The organism is Mesorhizobium intechi (genome assembly GCF_002879535.1).
Classification (GTDB): domain Bacteria; phylum Pseudomonadota; class Alphaproteobacteria; order Rhizobiales; family Rhizobiaceae; genus Mesorhizobium; species Mesorhizobium intechi.
This window is the reverse complement of record NZ_PNOT02000206.1, coordinates 32463-48369: the sequence shown is the minus strand read 5'-3', so window position 1 is coordinate 48369 and position 15907 is coordinate 32463. Positions and strand designations below refer to the sequence as shown.

General features: G+C 64.3%; 13 protein-coding genes. 2 read left to right on the top strand and 11 right to left on the bottom strand.

What is annotated here, in order from left to right; genetic code table 11:
- The 10 genes from tssK to tssA all read right to left on the bottom strand — a co-directional run.
- On the bottom strand, positions 1-878 hold an 878-nt coding region (gene tssK, locus C1D09_RS17465), incomplete at its 3' end, for a type VI secretion system baseplate subunit TssK (protein WP_143975488.1).
- A gap of 40 nt (positions 879-918) precedes the next feature.
- On the bottom strand, positions 919-1371 hold the full coding sequence (tssJ, locus tag C1D09_RS17460; protein WP_143975487.1) for a type VI secretion system lipoprotein TssJ: 453 nt from the start codon (positions 1369-1371) through the stop codon (positions 919-921).
- Between the two features lie 3 nt (positions 1372-1374).
- Positions 1375-2838, bottom strand: a complete 1464-nt coding sequence (tagH, locus tag C1D09_RS17455) for a type VI secretion system-associated FHA domain protein TagH (RefSeq protein ID WP_143975486.1) — start codon at positions 2836-2838, stop codon at positions 1375-1377.
- The gene (gene tssG / locus C1D09_RS17450) at positions 2835-3902 is read right to left on the bottom strand and encodes a type VI secretion system baseplate subunit TssG (RefSeq protein WP_143975485.1); all 1068 of its coding nucleotides are present in this window, start codon (positions 3900-3902) and stop codon (positions 2835-2837) included. Before tssG ends, tagH begins: the two co-directional genes overlap by 4 nt.
- Positions 3866-5740: a type VI secretion system baseplate subunit TssF gene (gene tssF, locus C1D09_RS17445; protein ID WP_143975484.1), complete on the bottom strand. Its 1875-nt coding sequence runs from the start codon at positions 5738-5740 to the stop codon at positions 3866-3868. The genes tssG and tssF overlap by 37 nt, the downstream gene beginning before the upstream one ends.
- Position 5741: 1 nt before the next feature.
- A complete protein-coding gene (tssE, locus tag C1D09_RS17440; protein ID WP_143975483.1) occupies positions 5742-6494 on the bottom strand; it encodes a type VI secretion system baseplate subunit TssE in 753 nt (250 codons plus the stop codon).
- Positions 6481-6930 (bottom strand): Hcp family type VI secretion system effector, encoded by a 450-nt coding sequence (locus C1D09_RS17435; RefSeq protein WP_167514656.1) that lies wholly within the window; start codon positions 6928-6930, stop codon positions 6481-6483. Before C1D09_RS17435 ends, tssE begins: the two co-directional genes overlap by 14 nt.
- A gap of 82 nt (positions 6931-7012) precedes the next feature.
- A complete protein-coding gene (tssC, locus tag C1D09_RS17430; protein WP_143975481.1) occupies positions 7013-8518 on the bottom strand; it encodes a type VI secretion system contractile sheath large subunit in 1506 nt (501 codons plus the stop codon).
- Between the two features lie 3 nt (positions 8519-8521).
- Positions 8522-9058: a type VI secretion system contractile sheath small subunit gene (gene tssB, locus C1D09_RS17425; protein ID WP_140744474.1), complete on the bottom strand. Its 537-nt coding sequence runs from the start codon at positions 9056-9058 to the stop codon at positions 8522-8524.
- 5 nt (positions 9059-9063) lie between these two features.
- Complete coding sequence (gene tssA / locus C1D09_RS17420) at positions 9064-10239, bottom strand: type VI secretion system protein TssA (protein ID WP_143975480.1); 1176 nt, start codon at positions 10237-10239, stop codon at positions 9064-9066.
- A gap of 330 nt (positions 10240-10569) precedes the next feature.
- On the opposite strand from tssA, the gene tssH reads away from it, so the two are divergent.
- Positions 10570-13410, top strand: a complete 2841-nt coding sequence (gene tssH / locus C1D09_RS17415; protein ID WP_143975479.1) for a type VI secretion system ATPase TssH — start codon at positions 10570-10572, stop codon at positions 13408-13410.
- 349 nt (positions 13411-13759) lie between these two features.
- On the opposite strand, the gene C1D09_RS17410 is transcribed toward tssH, so the two are convergent.
- Positions 13760-14521: an SDR family NAD(P)-dependent oxidoreductase gene (locus C1D09_RS17410; RefSeq protein ID WP_143975478.1), complete on the bottom strand. Its 762-nt coding sequence runs from the start codon at positions 14519-14521 to the stop codon at positions 13760-13762.
- A gap of 101 nt (positions 14522-14622) precedes the next feature.
- Here C1D09_RS17410 and C1D09_RS17405 point away from each other — a divergent pair, with 101 nt between their 5' ends.
- Entirely contained in the window at positions 14623-15906 is a 1284-nt protein-coding gene (locus C1D09_RS17405; RefSeq protein ID WP_143975477.1) for a class-III pyridoxal-phosphate-dependent aminotransferase, read from the top strand.
- Position 15907 lies beyond the last annotated feature (1 nt).

Here is a 15907-nt window from a genome sequence, read left to right as displayed (position 1 = left end):
GGGCCGGGCGCCATGTGATCGTAGGCCGGCAATTCGCCGAGCCGCCGCGAGCTCGAGCCGTAGGTTGCCATCTCGCCGGCAAGTCCGGCCAGTTCGAGATAGAGTTCGGCCGGATGAAAGACATCCTGCGCGAGCATGTGGGCAAGCCGCGGGCGGGCGGCATTGGCGAGGTGCAGCATCAAAAGGTCCTCGACGCTGCGGCCGGCGCCGCCCATCACCATCTTGCCATGCGCTTCGGCGATCTGGTCGAGGCCGGTGACCACTTCCTGCAGCAATTGCCGGTACCAGTGGACCGCACCGGTGGTCAGCGTCGGCGGCAGGAACGTCTCATCGAGCGAGATGCCGCCGTCGGCGCGCACACCCTTTATGTCTGCGATCGGCAAGGCGGTATAACCGCCGACCGATTTGCCGGGCGCGAGCAGGACGGCTTGCGGCCGGGCGATCTCGATCTCTTCCGGATCGGCGCCGCTCTGGACGGCGTCGCGCACAGAAACGATCTTGCCGTGGTAGCGCGCGCCCGTCGATGCCGCATGCGCCGGATCGAATCCGACTCCACCGGGTGGCTCGAGCGGCAATGCGACCAGCACCGGCCCGGCGCCGGTGTCCGCCGTGACGGGCAGCGGCTTCGGCGCATCCATCAGTTCCGGGATGGAGAAAGGCGTGCCGTCCGGGAAGATACCCCGGGCGGACACGATCGAGACCTGGCCGGCATCGAGCAGCGACTGGTCGAGGGTCAGCTGCTGGAAGCCGAAAGTATGGAGCTGGCCGGCCTGCAATGCGCCGCGCACCATGCCCTCGAAGAACCGATCCTGCTGCTGGAAGTGCTGGGTCCTGAGGAACAGGCCCTCCGACCACAGCACCCTGTTTGCATCGCTCATGCCATTACTTTCTGTACGCAACCATCCGTGGCCCCTGTCGCTAGGCGGAAATGCCGCCCTTGCCGAGGCTGACATTGACGGTGAATTTCGACCCTGGCGATACCGACTTGGTCGTGCGCCAGTTGCGTCCGCCCGGCTCTCGGATCAGCGCCACGAAGCCGAGCGCCGTGGCGTTCGGCTCGACCGTGATGGTCTTGGCCGCCGTCTTGCCTGGCGCGACCGAAATCGTGTCGGAGCCGATGAGGTCGGCACCGAGCGCCGAGGCCGCGTCGCCCTGCAGCGCGAAATAGTCGGCCGAGTTGAACTTGCCTGTGCTGGCAAGCCGCATCACCAATACCGTCACCGGCCTGTCACCGCCGCCTGGTCCTGGATTCATGCCGGCGCCTCCGGTCACGTTGACCGAGATAACCGATGGTTTCGGCGGGCCGCTCTGGCAAGCCGCAAGCAGCCCCGTCGCGCCGAGGGCAACGACGAATTCGCGTCTGTCAATCATATCCTACTCCTCCTCTTCATATGCGTCCCTGAAGTCTGCGCCGATCTCGCCCAGGAAACTCGATTCCGCGCTCTGGGCGATGTCGCGATGGCGTTTCTGGTAGAGCTCCCACAGCTTGGCGTTACGTCCGCCGGAGAGCAGATTGCCGATGGCGGAATTGGACTTGAGCTCTTCCTCGATCGCGGCCGGATCGAAACGGTCGATCATGCGCCGAAGCGCGGCCTGAACGCCGCGCCAAGCTCGTATGTGATGCTGCGCGAGGTCCTTTACCGCATCGTTGATCGCTGCCTCGCCGGAGAGAAAGCCCGGACTGCGTTCAGAGATGATGGTGGCGATGACATCCTCGGCCGTCGGCAGGAACTTAAGCGGATTGACCTCGGAAGCGCCGACCACCGTCTGGGCAACGCGCGCGCTTCCCTTCTCCTCTGCACGCTTGCGCAGGAGCTGCATCAAGCCACCCAGCATCAGCCGGTATTCACGCCCGAATTTTTCCATTTCGGCGATCGGATCGCCGCCTGGGAAATCGGCCTCCTCGACGCCCATGCCGCGCAAGAATGCGGCACGAAGCGCCATATCGCCGGGTGCGGGCTGCGCCGGGCGCGCCGGCCTGGGTGTTGGAGCGGCGCGTCGCGGCGGCGGCGGTGGCTCGGCCGGCTGCACCGGCACGTCCCAGGGATGCCCGGCGCGGGGCTTTTCAGCCTGATGCTGCACACGTCCCGCCGGGCCAGCGCCGTTGGCGAGAGGCGGGGTCGCGGCCGGCCCAAAGCTGAAATCGTCATCGAAGCTGGCCGGCTTTGCCGGGTGCCCGGACACATCGTTGCGCGAAGGCATTTCGCCGAACCCGAACGGATCTGGCTGACCTGGAGCAGCGGCCTCGCTGGATTGCGACGTCGCCACCGGGTCGAGGCTGAACGGGTCGTCGAACGCAGGCGAGCTGCGTGGGCTCGATGCACGGTCATAAGCCCCGGGAACAGGCTGCTCGAACGGGTTCGGCAGGTCCGCCGGGCGTGGTGGGCGGGGTTCTTCCTCGACCTTGGCCGAGAAGAAGTCGTCGCCGCCGATGCTGGCAGGCGTTCGCGCTCCCGGTGATGACCACGCAGGCGTGGTTTGGCTCGCGAGCGGAACAGGGCCTACTGACGTCCGGTTCGCTTTGGATTGAACCTCGACGTGAAAGATATAGTCGCCCATGCGCAGCCGCATGCCGCTCTGCAGTCGCATCGACCTGCCAGGACCCAGGGGGCTGTCGGAGTCGTCGACGAACAATCCGCTGCTCGACGTGTCGGTAATGAAATAACCATCCCGGTCGCCGCTGATCTTGCAATGCGCGCGCGAGACGAACATGTCCGGGTCGTCGATCTGCCAGCCGGCGTCGGCGCTGCGCCCGATCACCAATTCGCCCTCGTCCAGCCGGGTCTGCCTGACCACTTGCGAGCGCGGGCCTTGTTCCAGCGTCAGCAGCAGGCTCATGCGGCCGCCTCCGCCATTTCCGGCCGCCAGCCGACGATGGTCTGCAGTCTGAGATCGTCGGCGTCACCCTTCTCGGCGGGACGCGCCAACCAGGCCGTCCGGCCGAGCTGGACAGTCCCGACCCGTGGCGGCGGCACGGCGGCGTGCGCGAGCACGATGCGCAAATCGACGTCGAGCGTCTCGCCGATCATGTCGCGCACCGCCTTCTTGAACAGGCCAAGACGCCGTTCGCCGGGCAGGAACGACCTGAAGTCGTCGAGGCTGAGCGGACCGACGCGCAGTTCGATCCTGCTTTGGCGGCTGAAGACCCGGGGCCCGATCGTCGCGCCACGTCCAAGCCCGGCATGGGCCTCGCCAAGACGCGTCTGCAGTGCCTTCGGTATGGTGATCCAAGCGGCGACGAATTCCTTGATCTGCACCGGCACCTTGAAGGCGGTGGCGAGAAACAGCGTCAGCCGCTCCACGCCGTCGACCTGGTTGGCGAGCGATCCAGCCTGTCGCAGTCGCACGGCGTCGAGCTCGGGGTCCTGCGTGCCGGGGAGGCCGATCCCGGACATTGCCTGCAGCATGGCTCGAACACGCCCGCCGACGGACCGCTCGACCTGTACCGCCGGATGCGCGTCGGCCCAGGCGCGATAGTAAAGGGCCATCATGCGGTGCTGCAGGATGTTGACGAAATCGACGAAGGTCGTGTCGCTGGTCTGCTCGGCATCGGCCCCGCTGAACCAGCGCTGGGACAGCCGGTCGAGCACCCAGCGTGTCAGATGCAACGGCATCGGTCCTTCCGGTCCAAGCAGCCCGAGATTGGCGACGGTCACACGGGCGGGGGCCTTGTCCCCTGCGTCCTGAAGCTTGACGACGTCGCGGGCCGCGAAGCTCAGGCGCACATGCTGGCCAAGTCGCGCCGGCTCGCGGTCGGCCGTTCCGGAATGGCCGAACAATCCACCGCGCTGCTCCAGCCGCCGCAGCAGCTCGAAAAAGTCAGAGGTCTCCAGCAACGGTTCGGCCGCAACCGCTGCGGGCTCCGCTAGATCAGGTAGCGATTGCCGGGCGTCATCGGCCATGGCACATCCTCCTGCTTCTGCAGCAACCGGGTACGGGTTCGCACAAATCCGTTTATCCCTGCATGGCGGGCGAACAGCCGCGAAAGCAAGGCCGAAAGCAGCAGCGAACTTTGCCCTGCCAGCACGGACTGGTCGACATGCAGTGTCACTTCGGTGCCGCGTCCGAAACACATTGGCCCGTCGATCTTGAGCCGCTCGATCACCGGCCGTGAATCGATGCGCACGATCGAATGCACGTTGCGGGCAAGGCTGGGATCGCCGCGATCGGCATAGAGGTCGAGCAAGGCATGCAGCGGATCGACGCCACGGCCTTCCTGGGCAAGGCTGAGGAAATTGAGCGAGAGCTGCGCCACCAGCCGCCAGGCGAGATTGTCGGCGCGGGATTCGCCGGCCGCGCTGGCCGGAAGGGACGCCGGGATTGCCGGCTGCGGCGCCCGCAGTGCTCCAAGCAAGCGCACCGCCTCGACCGGATCGGCCGTCTCCAGCGTCAGTGTCGGCGTGTCGTCCAGGATCGGCAGGTCGCGGTTGGTGCACAGCGCCGAGATGTCGAGACGCTTGAGCGGCCGGTTCGGCGAGCTTCCTGCCGGCCGTGAGACGGCGATGAAGACATCGTCGCCCGTGTAGGAGGTACGGGTCAGGCCCTCGCGCCGCTCGTCTTCGGTGGCCCGGCGCGGACGTCGCTCCGTCGAATAGACCCAGCCGCTGCCGCGGTTCTGCCCCAGGCTGAACAGTTCGGGAATTGTCGCCTCGCCGCTCTCCGCGTCGGCGTCCTCGACCCGGGTGACCCGGAAGATCTCGAAATCCCGCGCCCGGGTGCGGTCGGCGTGGAGCACCTGACGCGTTTTGCGCGGATCGATCTCGATGACGTTGCATTCGCGTTCGAAGAGGTTGATGACCGGCGTCACGAACAGTTCGAAGTCGCCAACCGTCACATCGGCGAGCTCGGGCACCGGACGCCGGAACAGGAAGATGATCTCGATTCCCCCATCGCACTTGCGCACCACCGGCTGGAGGCCGGCGACCCGCACATAATGGAAGCGCTCCGGGATCATGAAATATTCGCGCAGCAGCCGGTATCCCTCGAAGGTCGGGCGGGTGCGCGGCATCAGCGCTTCGTCGTCGCGGATGCCGATCATTTCGGGCTCGGGCAGCGCCGTCAGCGGATTGGTCTTGCCTTCCGCCCGCGCGCCGAGAGCCGAGCAGGCGCCGAAGATTGCGTCGAAAAGCAAGGGTGCCCTGGCACGCCCGGCGAAATAGAGGTCGAGGCGGTCGAGCGACAGTTCGCTGAGCTTGCCTTTTCCCGTCCGGGAGAGGGTGACGCGAAACGCCGCTTCGCCGCGCGCGTTGCCGATCGGCGCGATTCCGGCGGCGGAGAGCGCGCTGCGATCCTGGAAATAGCCGACCGAGGTGATCGCGATCGGCCACAGCGTGACCTCCTGCGCGGTGGTGAAGGTCGAGCGCGTCGAAAGTCCTGGATTGAGGCCGGAGACCAATCGTGTGCCGCGCGCAACGGCGTGGCCGGCAATCATCGACTGCACCTGCTGGCCGGGCTTCAGCACAGCCATCGCCGTTGCCGGCGCCGGCGTCACCAGATCCGGGTAAAGCACATCGAGCACGGCGCGCGAGAAGCGCGAGCGCTCCGCATCGACCTTGAGACGAGTGCGTGCGGCCAGGAAGGCCACGCCGTCAAGCAGCCGTTCCACATAAGGGTCGGGGCAGGGGACCGTGTCGAGGGACAGGTTACGGGCGACCGCCGGATGCATGTCGGCGAATTCCGCGGCCAACGCCCGGATATGGGTCAGTTCTTCTTCGTAATATTCCACGAAGACCCGATCCATCTCAGGTCTCCCGGAATTCGGTTCGTGCCAGGCCGTTGTCGAGATTGATCGTGGTGCGCAGCCGCATACGCTCCGGTGTAGGGGTCATGATCAGCACCGCGTCGATCTCGATCTTGAGGCCGACGGTTTTGTCGCCGAGCGTGACGTTGACGGTCGTGGCGCTCTCCTTCAGGCGCGGCTCGAAGGTGGCAAGCACCGTGCGGATTTCGCGCGCCAGCGCATCGCGGTCGAAATCCCGCGAAGAGCGGCCGGAAAAGGAGGGCACGCCATAATTGACGACGCTGCGGCGCACCTCGGGAAAGTCGGCCAGTGACGGCAGTTCGTCCAGGGGCTGTTCGTGTTCGGCATCGGAGAGCATCGGTACGGATTCGAAGCGCTCGGTGTTGAACAGGGCCTCGATGTCGCGCCGCACGGCTTCTCTCAACACGCGTGCCGAAACCACCACGCCGCGGCTTTCGATCTCGGCGCGATGCTCGGCCTGGAAGACCAGTCGGTGCAGGCGCCGTCGCTGCTCGGGCGTCAGGTCGGCGTCGGTATCGATGCCGCGCGCGCTGCCGGCAAGCAGAGCCTCGACGCGCTCGGCGCCGAGTTCTTGATCCAGCAGCCGGCGCAGCCCGTCGATCTCCGACGCCAGCCCAGGCAAGTCGTTGACGAGGCGGTCCCAGAGCGAGGGCTGGACCGCCTCGCGCTTTGCCCGCGAACTGCCGGCAAGCTGCGGCTTCGCGCCAGGCCGCTTGGCCTCACTTGCCGACATAGACGTCCATTTCGATCTCGTCGTCCTTGTCGTAAACGAACTTGATCTTCTTGTAGGCGAAGCTGACTTCTTCCTCGATAAGATCGGCCTCGTCGGAGGCCTGCCGCATATCGTACTCCATGACCGAGGCGTCCGTGAGCGTCACGACCAGATAGTCGCTGGTCTCTCCGTCAATGGTGCGGCGTGCCGAGAACACCACCTCGTCGAGCGCCTTGTTCTCGAACAGCGCCTTCTTCAGATATGGCGACGACTTGTCGTAGTGCTTGGTGAACTTGATCATTCCCATCGACACACGGCCGCGTCGCGAAAGCGAGTTCGGGTCGTAGGGCGCTATCATCTTGTAATCGACGCCATGCACTTCGATCTCGTCTTCATGGCCGTCGCGCTTGCTCGGGCCCTTGATGTCCGGAACTTTCAAAAAACCATCGATTTTCATGGAAGGAGCCTCGCTTCTCTCTGTGGTCGGCATTGTCTTTCTCCACCGCTTTCAAACGAAACAAGATGACTTCGCTGCGACTTCAGCCCTTCACTGACGGCAGTTCCGACACCAGTCGGAGGGAGGCATTGATGCCTTCCAGCTGGTAGTGCGGACGCAGATAGAAACGGGCGTTGTAGTAACCGGGCCGGCCTTCGACGCTGTCGACCTGAACCTCGGCAGCGGCGAGCGGACGCTTGGCCCGCGCCTTGTCGTCGGCGAAGGCTGGATTGGCCAGCACGTACCGGTTGATCCATTCGGTCAACCAGATCTCCATGTCGGTGCGTTCCTTGAACGATCCGATCTTGTCGCGCGCGATCGCCTTGAGGTAATGCGCGAAACGCGACACCGGGAATAGGTAGGGCAGGTTGGCGCTCAGCCGTTCGTTCGACTGGGCGTCGGGGTCGACGAGGCGCCCGGCGCGCGTCTCGTCATCCTGGAGCGAGTGCGCGCCGATGAAGGCTGCGAGATCGGTGTTCTTGCGGTGCAGGATCGGCATCAGGCCGAGCTTCGCCAGTTCTGCCTCGCGCCGGTCGTCGATGGCGACCTCGGTCGGGCATTTCATTGCGATCGAACCGTCGTCCGTCGGGAAAGCGTGCACCGGCAGGTTGAGCACCGTGCCGCCATTCTCGACGCCGCGGATCTGCGTTCCCCAGCCATAGAGCTTGTGGCTGCGGTTGATGTTGACGCCCATCGGGAAGGCGGCGTTCATCCAGACATACTTGTTGTGGTCGCCGCCCACCTCTTCCTCGAAGGTGAAGCCCTTCACCGGAACGGTTTCCGAGCCATAGGGCAGGCGGGCCAGCACGCGCGGCATGGTGAGCCCGATATAGCGGGCGTCCTCGCTCTCGCGCAGCGACTGCCAGGAGGCATAGGCCGGATTGTTGACGATCATCTGCAGGTCTTGCGGGTTCGGCAGCTCCTGCCAGCTATCCATGCGGAACAGCCGCGGCGAGGCGGCCGCGATGAATGGCGTGTGCGCCGAGGCACAGACACCCGAGATGTTGCGCAGCAGGCCGACGTCGCGCGGGTGGTTGGAGAACTCGTAGGCGCCGATGATGCAGCCGATCGGCTCGCCGCCCAGCATCGAATACTCGTCCGTGTAGACTTTCTTGAAGATCGGGCTCTGGTCCCACATCTGACCTTCATAGTCTTCCAGCGTGTCGCCCAACTGCTCCTTGGAGATGTTCATCACCCGGATCTTCAGCTTGGTGTCCGTCTCGGTGTTGTTGATGAGGTACCAAAGGCCTCGCCAGGTGCCTTCCATCTCCCGCACTTCCGGGGCGTGCAGGATCTCGTTGACCTGCGTCGTCAGCATCTTGTCGATGCCCGCGATCAGCGACTTGATCGACTTGATCGCGTTGGACGAGATGGTCGTCGTCTCGGAACGGGACTGAGCGGCCAGCGCCAGGTTGCGCACCAACTGCTGCAGTTTCTCGCTGTCGTCCTTCTTGACCTTGAAATCCTTTTCAAGGAGGCCGCTGAATTCGCCGAGATCGATGGCTTCGGCCTCGGCGGTAGCGGCTGCGGTCTTTTGCTGTTCGGCCATGACTTACTCCTCGCCCTTGCCGTCGGAAATCGCCTGGCTGGCGATCTTGCTCAGCAGCGGCTCGTTGTTCAGAAGCTGCGCGATGCGCTTTTCGGCGTCGACCCGGCCATCCATGAAGCCCAGCAGTTCCTCGAGCTGACGCCGCATCTTGAGGATCTCGGCCAGTTGCGGCACCTGCTCGGCGATCTTGTCCGGCGCGAAATCACCCATTTTGGAAAAGGTGAGATCGATTGCCAATTCCTCGTCCCTCTCGGCGCCTTCGGCTTGCGGCAACGTGTTCTTCACGCGCGCCTTCACGCGCGGTCCCATCGCTTCCATGAACTTGGGGAAGCGATTGGCGTCGGTTTCGACGAAATTGCGGTCCAGAACCGACTTCGACGCTTCCTTGGTCTGCGAGGCGCCGGAAAGGTCGGCCATTACAGCCATGACGAACGGCAACTCGATCGTCGTGGGGCTGCCGTAGGTTTCGACGTCGTAGGCGATCTGCACCCGCGGGGCGCGGTTTCTTTCGATGACCTTGGCTTTGCTCTCTGCTGGCATGCTTGTTACCTTTCATCCTTCTGGGCCGGCTTCTTGGGATCGGCGACACCGGCAAGCAGCCGGAATTCCTTCAGCCCCGACGGGGCGAGATCTTCCATCAGTTCCACGAAATCCATGTGCACCATCCTGCGCACGCGCCGGGCGAGGTGCGGGATAGGGCTCGACGGTTCGGTGCGGTCGTAGAAGGCGACCACGAGATCGAGGCATTTGACGACATCGTCGCGCGAGTAGATCCGGTCAGGCAGGCCTGCGCTGGCTTCCACAGAGCTTGCCACACTTGCCATCGTTTCGGCTCCATGACCGTTTTGGGTGGGCGTCGATGCCGGTTGGGCCAGCTGCGGGGCAGGCTTTGCCGCACCGTTGGCCATGGCGCCGGCGCTGGAATTCCGCTCCAGCGTCGTCAGCACGCGCTGCAGGAACTTCTTCAGATCCGGAACAGACGCGCCATTGCCGTCGATGCGGGCATTGAGCGCGGTGTCCACCGCCTCCAGCGCCGAAATCGCGGCGCGCGCATCGGCCAAAAGTGTCGTGACAGTGTCCGCTGCCTGATCGATCTGCGCCGCGCATCCTGTTCGCACCCGGTTTAGCAGCTGGCTGTGGGCGGCTGTCAGCGCCGCCTTTTCGGCGGTTCCGAGGCCCGACGCAGCTTCCTGGAGCATGACGCGCTCGTCGACCGCTGCCTGTTCCAGGTCTCGCCCGCTGATCGGCCCGATGGCGCGCGGTGAGAAGAAGACGGTCTGCCTGAGGTTCGCCAGCAGGCCTTCCTGGCCGTTCTGGAGATCAAGCAGCGCATTGACGCGTCGCAGCGCCGCGTCGCGGGGCGTGGCACCCGTTCGCAAGGCCGGATGCATCGTATCCCAATACTGTTCGAAAGTCCTTGCGATCAAGGTCAGCCCCTGCGCGAGGCCGGCGAGCTTCTCCTCATTGGTCAGCGCGCGCGTGACGATGACCAGAAGGCGCAAATCGCGGCCGCGCGACTGCAGTTCTTCCGATTTTTCGAGGACGGCCGCCCAGTCGACCGAACTCGTTGACTGGGAGGCCTTGTTGCCACCGTCGTGGACGACCTTGAGCTGGGCTTCCGTCAGCCGCTCCAGCTCGTGAAAAGCCGGGTCGTTGCGTAAGTCCTCTCCCGACGGGTTCGCACCGTCCAGAGGATTCAGCCAGAGTGCGAGATCAATCACACCTACCCCCAGCAAAGGGCCCCGTGACCCATGTGACGCAACGTTATCATCGGTCCCATGTCACGACAATTGAGCACTTCCTCAAAAACTAACAGAAGCTGAATCTCCCGTAATCCTTCAACCAAACCCATTGCGCGATCGGCGGGCCGGGCATGCGAAATGGCTCGCATGGTTCGGACCGCAGTGCGGGTTTGTTTGAGGAGTTTGCAGGGCTTGTGTAACCACGAGGTGCCGCCCGAACCGGGTCGGAAGGCCTCTTTCGTCACGCGGCTTTGTCAAGCGGCCGCTTCTATGGCAGGGTACGGTCAGCAGGTTTCGGGGGCAGGTTCAATGGAACAGCGCCGATCGTCGCAGAGTTTCAAGCGCAAGGAACTCGTTGCAAAGCTCAATCCCACGGGGGTGCGCGCCTTCAAGGCCGCCGCCGACACGGCGAAGATGCGCGGCAACCCCTATGTCGAGCTCGTTCATTTCGTCCAGCAACTGGTGCTGTCCGAGCGCTCGGATGTGCAGATGATCGTTGCTGATGCCGGGCTGGATGTCAGCCGGCTGACGGCCGATATGACCCGGGCCATCGACAAGCTTCCCTACGGCGCGACCTCGGTCGAGGAATTCTCCGATCACATCTTCCACGCCATACAGGAAGGCTGGAGTCTGGCCACACTGGAATTCGGTGTCGAGGAGGTGCGCAGCGCGCATATTCTTCTTGCCTGTCTGAAGACACCGGCACTGGAAGGGCTGGTTTCGAAAATCAGCGCCGAATTCGACAAGATCGATGCGGACGGGGTTATTGCCCGCTTCGCCGACGTCACCGAAGGCTCGCTCGAAGCCGGCGCCCCTCCTGCCGCGGCGGCCGCCGAGACGCCGATCAGACGCGGCCCGGGCGGGGATTCGGCGCTGGCCAAATATGCCACCGACCTGACCCAGCGTGCTCGCGACGGCAAGATCGATCCGGTCGTCGGCCGCGACCCTGAAATCCGCCAGATCGTCGATATCCTGATGCGGCGCCGGCAAAACAATCCGATCCTGACCGGCGAGGCAGGTGTCGGCAAGACGGCGGTCGTCGAGGGCTTTGCCTTGCGCATCGCCCAGGGCGACGTGCCGCCGACGCTTCAGAATGTCAGCGTACGCATGCTCGATGTCGGGCTGATGCAGGCGGGCGCCAGCGTCAAGGGCGAGTTCGAAAAGCGGCTGAAGGCCGTCATCGACGAGGTTCAGGCCTCGGAGACGCCGATCATCCTCTTCATCGACGAGGCGCACACGCTGATCGGCGCCGGCGGCGCGGCGGGAACCGGCGATGCGGCCAATCTCCTCAAGCCGGCGCTCGCGCGGGGCGAGCTTCGCACCATCGCCGCCACGACCTGGGCCGAATACAAGCAGCATATCGAGAAGGATCCGGCGCTGACCCGTCGGTTCCAGGTGGTCAAGATCGAAGAGCCTTCCGAAGCGGTGGCCGTGCTGATGTTGCGCGGTGTCGCCGGCGTTCTCGAGCAGCACCACAAGGTACAGATCCTCGACGAGGCGATCGAGGCTTCGGTTTCGCTTTCGCACCGCTACATCCCGGCCAGGCAACTGCCGGACAAGGCGGTCAGCCTCCTCGACACCGCCTGCGCCCGCGTTGCCGTCTCGCAGCACGCCACGCCGGCGGAGGTCGAGGATATTCTGCGCCGCCGCCAGGCGCTCGAGGTCGAGGAAGGCATTATCGGCCGCGAGGCGGCGATCGGCATCGAAGTGGCCGACAGACGGGCTCGCGTGGAGGCCGGGTTGGCGGAAACAGAGGACACGCTTGCGGCAGCGCAAGCGCGCTGGGATCGGGAAAAGGCGCTTGTCGCCGAGATTCTCGACCTGCGCGCCAAACTCCGAGGCGAGGGCGTGCCGCTCGACACGGTGGAGGAGGGCGGGGAAGCCGCCCCGGGCGAGGCCGTCGATGCGCCAGCCGCCGAGGCGCATGAAAGCAAGGCACCTGGGGCCAAAACGCCGAAACCCGAGACGGCCGAACCCAAGGTCTCGAAGAGCAAGTCCACGAAGACAAAGGCGGCAAAGATGGAGGCGGCCGCCGCGCACGAGCCTGTCGGCGGGCCGGATTCCACTACCGATCTGGCGCGACTGCGCGAACTGATGGCTGAACTTGCCGAGGCGCAGGGCGAGAGCCCGCTGATCCTGCCGTCGGTCGATCGCAATGCGGTGGCTGCCGTTGTCCAGGACTGGACCGGCATCCCGACGGGACGGATGCTGTCCAGCCAGACAGAGAAGGCGCTCAAGCTCGCCGCCACTTTGTCCGAGCGCGTTGTCGGTCAGGACCATGCGATGGAGATGATCGCGAGGCGTGTGCAGACCAGCCGTGCCGGCCTCGGCGCGCCGGAGAAGCCGGTCGGCGTGTTCCTGCTTTGCGGCCCCTCCGGCGTCGGCAAGACCGAGACAGCCCTGGCGCTGGCCGAAACGCTCTATGGCGGCGAGCAGAACCTGATTTCGATCAACATGTCCGAATTCCAGGAGGCGCACACGGTCTCGACGCTGAAGGGCGCGCCGCCCGGTTATGTCGGCTACGGCAAGGGTGGCATCCTGACCGAGGCCGTGCGGCGCAAGCCCTATTCGGTGATCCTGCTCGATGAGGTCGAGAAAGCGCACCCGGACGTCCACGAGATCTTCTTCCAGGTCTTCGACAAGGGCATGATGGATGATAGCGAAGGCCGCCGGATCGACTTCAAGAACACGCTGATCCTGCTCACCTCGAATGTCGGCTCCGAGGTTATCATGGACCGCACGAAGAACGGCACCTTGCGCACCGGCATGGACGATCTGGACACCGCCTTGCGGGGCCCGCTGCTGAAAGTGTTTCCGGCCGCTTTCCTCGGCCGCGTGGTGACAATCCCCTACTATCCGCTCTCGGACGCGATGATCGAGGCGATCACAAGGCACCAGTTCGGCAAGATCGCGCGGCGCCTCAAGGCAACCAACGATGCCGAGCTGGTGATCGGCGACGGCGTCATGGACATGGTCAAGGCGCGCTGCACCGAGATCGAATCCGGCGGACGCATGATCGACGCCATCCTCACCAACACGCTGCTGCCGGAACTCAGCCGCGGCGTGCTCAATCGCTCGCTCGAGGGCAAGAAGATGACAAAAGTCACCGTCGGGGCCACGTCGGAAGGATTTACCTACTCTTTCGAATAGATCTTCGCCGTTCGCTCCGCAGCCCGGGCCAAAGCGCATTCCTATGACCGGTCAGGCCAATCATTGGCGCACCGGCACTCGTGAAAGGCACTCGCGCCAGGCTAAAGCCCCTGCGCTCTTTCCCGGCGCGCCTCACCGTTCATGGAGACGGCGAACCGCTCTAACCCCTTGTTTTGACGCAATTCCCAAGGTGCGCGCCATGCGCTTTCCAGGGTAAACCGGCAACACTTTTCCTGGCGTTGCTCCGGCAGGCCGTCGAAAAACTGTTTTGTGCACGGAACGCATCGGAATCAAACCGGGCACAGATCAGAGTCGAAACAGGTATCTCCGAGACTTTTTCATCAACCTGCTAGATCACCGTCTCTCCTCCATCGACAACCAGAATCTGGCCCGTCATGTACGAGGACCGGTCGGACACCAGAAACAGTACTGCTTCCGCGATTTCCTCGACGCTTGCCCAACGGCCAAGCGGCACCCTTTCGCGGATGTAGGCTTCGATGGCTTCCCGGCCTCCCATCTGGGCGATGAAAGGAGCATTGAAGGGCGTGTCCACCCAGCCCGGACAAAGCGCGTTGACGCGAATGCCGTAGCGGCCATAGTCGCCGGCCATCTGCCTGGTCATCGCGATCACCGCGTGCTTGGTCGTCGTATAGGCGATCATCTCGCGGTCGTAGAGCACGCCCGAGCTCGACGACGTGTTGAGGATGACGCCACGGCCCGCCTTCTTCATGAATGGCAGGACGATGCGGGCACCGAGGAAGTGTGCCCGCACATTGAGCGTCCACGAGGTGTCGAACCCTTTCACGCTTACGCCGAGCACGTCGCCTTCGACCTGTACGCCGGCATGATTGTGCAGGATGTCGATCCTGCCCTGAGTGTGGATGAAATCGTGAAAGCCGGCTTCAAGCGCCTGATCGTCGGTCAGGTCGAACACAAGTGGCTTTGCCCTGCCACCCGCGGCAAGAATCTGTTCGACGGTTGCGTTGGCGCCTTCGGCGCTACGATCCGCGACGCCGACCACCGCACCCTCGCGCGCAATGATCAGCGCCGCCGCCCTGCCGATGCCGGATCCCGCGCCGGTGACGATCGCGGTCCTGTCCTTCAGGATCATCCCTCTTCACCCTTTCTCGCCGGCTTGTAATCCTGCATCATCCGGCGGGCGAGCCTCGCCCGCTCCGGCGCGCGCCGACCAACCGTTGAGGACAAACAGGCATGTACGACTTCGGCCCCTTCGAGTTCGAGTCGAAGCAGGATTTTTTCGACAAGGCAATGCGTTTCTGGAATCCTGACAAAACCAGGTTCTGGCAGAAGGCCGGGATCGATCTGGTGATCGGCAGGCGGGAGGGCTATTTCCTCTATGATATGTCGGGGCGGCGCCTGATCGACCTGCACCTCAATGGCGGCACCTACAATCTCGGTCACCGCAATCCGGAGCTGGTCGAGACGCTGAAGGGCGCGCTCGACTATTTCGACATCGGCAACCATTGGTTCCCTTCCGTGGCGCGAACGGCGCTGGCCGAGTCCCTCGTCAATGTCTCGCCGGGAATGCGATACGCGATCTTCGCGCCGGGCGGCGCGGAGGCGGTGGACATCGCCATCAAGAGCGCCCGCTATGCCACCAAGCGGCGCAAGATCGTGTCGATCGTCAAGGGCTATCACGGGCATTCGGGGCTCGCCGTGGCAACCGGCGACGATCGCTTCACCAAGATCTTTCTCTCCGACCAGCCCGAGACGTTCATCCAGGTTCCCTTCAACGATATCGACGCCATGGAACGGGCGCTCAAGGGCGGAGACGTCGCGGCGCTGATCATGGAGACAATCCCCGCCACATACGGCTTCCCGATGCCGAAGGACGGCTATCTCGCCGCCTGCAAGGCGCTGTGCGAAAAGCATGGCGCGATGTATATCGCCGACGAGGTTCAGACCGGCCTGATGCGCACCGGCAGCATGTGGGGCTGGCAGGCCTACGGCGTCCAGCCGGACATCATGGTGACGGCAAAGGGCCTGTCCGGCGGCCTCTATCCGATCAGCGCGGCGCTGGTGAACGACAGAGCCGGCGGTTGGCTGAACGAGGATGGGGCAGCCCACATTTCGACGACCGGCGGGGCCGAGCTCGGCTGTGTCGTCGCCCACAAGGTCATCGAGATGCTGCAGCGGCCCGAACTGGTGGCCAATGTCGGCACCGTGACCGAGTTCATGGCGCAGGCCATGCGCGAGATGCAGGTTCGTCACGGCGACATCTTCACCGGGGTGCGGCAGAAAGGCGTGATCCTCGGGCTGGAATTCAGCAATCACCCGGAAGGCGCGGTCTTCGTGTCGCGTGCGCTCTACGAGCAGGGCGTCTGGGCGATCTTCTCGTCGCTCGACAAGCGGGTGCTGCAATGGAAGCCAGGCGTTCTCCTGGACGACGAGACCTGCCGGGACATCCTGGAGCGCTTCGATGCGGCAATGCCGCGCGCGCGGGCGTTGCTGCATGAGGCAGGCAAGGCGAGTTGAC